Source organism: Acidobacteriota bacterium, from assembly GCA_034211275.1.
Lineage (GTDB): Bacteria > Acidobacteriota > Thermoanaerobaculia > Multivoradales > JAHZIX01 > JAGQSE01.
In genome coordinates this window covers 1-2,281 of record JAXHTF010000363.1, presented here as the reverse complement: position 1 = coordinate 2,281, position 2,281 = coordinate 1, and the positions used below count along the sequence as shown (strand labels likewise).

The window sequence follows — 2,281 nt, the reverse complement described above, 5'->3', positions numbered from 1 at the left end:
CGAGAACCGGGCGGCGGGCGGCGGGTTTCGGGATCGGGTGGAGGCGCGCCTCGCGCGTGGGTCTGGTCGGGTAGGCCCGGGTGACTCTCGCGAGCCACCCGGGGCCCCCCACAGATCCGTACGTGCGGATTTCCCGCATACGGCTCCTCGGGATCACGGCTTCGCTACGGACGGCAGACCGAGTGGACCGCGATGGCGGTCGGCAGTGGGTAGGTCCGTTGCAGGCGGTTGAAGCGCGTCCAGGTCATCCTGGCGCGCTGTGAGCGGCGGTTCAGCCAGCGTCTCCAGCTGCGCTGCATCGCAGTGCGGAAGCGCTGGAGGGACCAGCTATTGCCGGTTATGCCGTAGTACGCACAGTGCCCCGTGAGCTTCTTGCTCAGCGCTGCGTGCTGCCGCTTGACGCGAAGATGGCGGTGCCGCTGGCACCACTCGTCAATCGTCGCGACTGCCCTCTTGAATCGGCTCGCTGCCGTCTTGCGCTGCACCGCCCAGTTGCCGCGACGGGTAACCCCCCAGTAGTGGGTGAATCCGAGGAAGTCGAATGTCCCCGGCCGTATACCGCGGCCGGGCTTCTTCCCCGAGGGTTTCCGTATAGGGCGCTCGAAGCGCACCAGTCGCGTCTTCTCAGGGTGCATCGTCAGTCCGTACTTCGCCAGCCGTTTCGGCAGGACCGACAGCACTCGTCGCGCGTCGCGTTCGCTCTTGAACACCATGATCATGTCGTCGGCAAACCGCATCAGGAAACACTGGCCCCTCATCCGAGGCTTGACCTCCCGCTCGAACCACGTATCGATGACCTCGTGGAGGTACACGTTGGCCAGCAACGGCGAAATCACGCCACCCTGTGGTGTGCCTGTGTCCGGCCGCAGGACCTCGTCATCCTCCAGCACCCCTGCCTTCAGCCACTTGTCGATCGCACGCCGGATCACTCCGTCGCGCACCCTCTTGTCGAGGAAGCCCCGCAGATGACCCTTGTCCAGATCATCGAAGAAGCTCTGGACATCAACATCCAACACCCACCCCCCGCCCATCTTCATCAGGCGTTGCCACAGGTCCTCCAGGAGCTGGTGCGCCGATCTCCCGGGCCGAAACCCGTATGAGCAGTCCAGAAAGTCCTGCTCGTATACCGCCTCAAGGACCATCGCCACTGCTCTCTGCAGCACCTTGTCCTCGAAGGTCGGTATCCCGATCGGCCGCGTCTTGCCCCCAGCCTTGGGGATGTACACCCGTCTCACCGGTGGCGCCTTGTACTCGCCGGACTTGAAACGACTCAACAGCGATGTCAGGTTCGCCCGAAGATCCTTCCGGTACTCCTCGGCTGTCACCCAGTCCACCCCCGTCGCCCCGCTCTTGCGCGTCCGCGTGTACGCCTCGTACATCCAGGCGAGGTCAATGTGATGTGCCAGCGTCGTGATCACCATCTCCGGTGACCGCCCCGCAAGATCCGCTATCTGAGCAAGTCTCGTTGAGATGCTCCCCGGGCTGTAGCTCCCGGACATCTTTCCCCCCTCAGCTCCGTGTCCCGGCGATCCCCTTCCCTCCTCTGGGTCCCTTCGGGCTCGGTTCCCCAGCCTCATCGGTACTATGGGTCGCTCCGACTCCCTGCCGCCCGTCCCCGCGTGCTCGTTGCCTCGCCCGCGGGTACCACGTGCACCCCTTCTCCCCGCCCGCGGCGGCGGGTGCGTTACCCCCTGCGGGTCAGCAGCGTTGAGCTTTCCTCCAGCGCCGCCACCTCTGGACGTGGAGACGGCAGGGCCTCCCAGGTTCCTGGCGAATCCCTCTGAACACCCGCCACGCTCGTCGACTCCGGTCGGTCCACGACGCCAGGCCTCTTCAGCGCCGCAGTGTTGCCTTCCACCCAGCGGACGGCTTGGGCACCGACAAACAGCACTTTCGGAGCTCCGTTACGTGGCTGACATCCTCGCTCCCCTCCGCTTCGCGGCCCCAGTTACCCGTACCACCGCGGGAGGCTCGCTTCCGGCCGGTGGCCAGCCCTAGCCGAGCGGGACTCTCACCCGCTGGATTCGTCCGAAAGGTTTCCGAGTGCCTCACTTCAGGTCATCTCATCCCCCTTCCCCAGGCTTCGCCTGGCGCACCCGCTGACCCTGTCGCTGCCCCTGTCGCTGTCGCTGAGTCCGGGTCCGGGCGGCGGGACGCGGGGAGCCGGGTCCGGGATCGAGGATGCGCCTCGCGCATTGGCCTGCCCCTGACTGCTGACGCTGCCCCTGTCGCTGCCCCTGTCGCTGTCGCTGAGTCCGGGTCCGGACGGCAGGGCGCGGGG

At 66.4% G+C, this 2,281-nt stretch carries 1 protein-coding gene; it reads right to left on the bottom strand.

The genetic code is table 11. The features are described from left to right. Nucleotides 1-164: 164 nt before the first annotated feature. Entirely contained in the window at nt 165-1,499 is a 1,335-nt protein-coding gene (gene ltrA, locus SX243_26010; GenBank protein MDY7096441.1) for a group II intron reverse transcriptase/maturase, read from the bottom strand. Nucleotides 1,500-2,281: the final 782 nt, after the last annotated feature.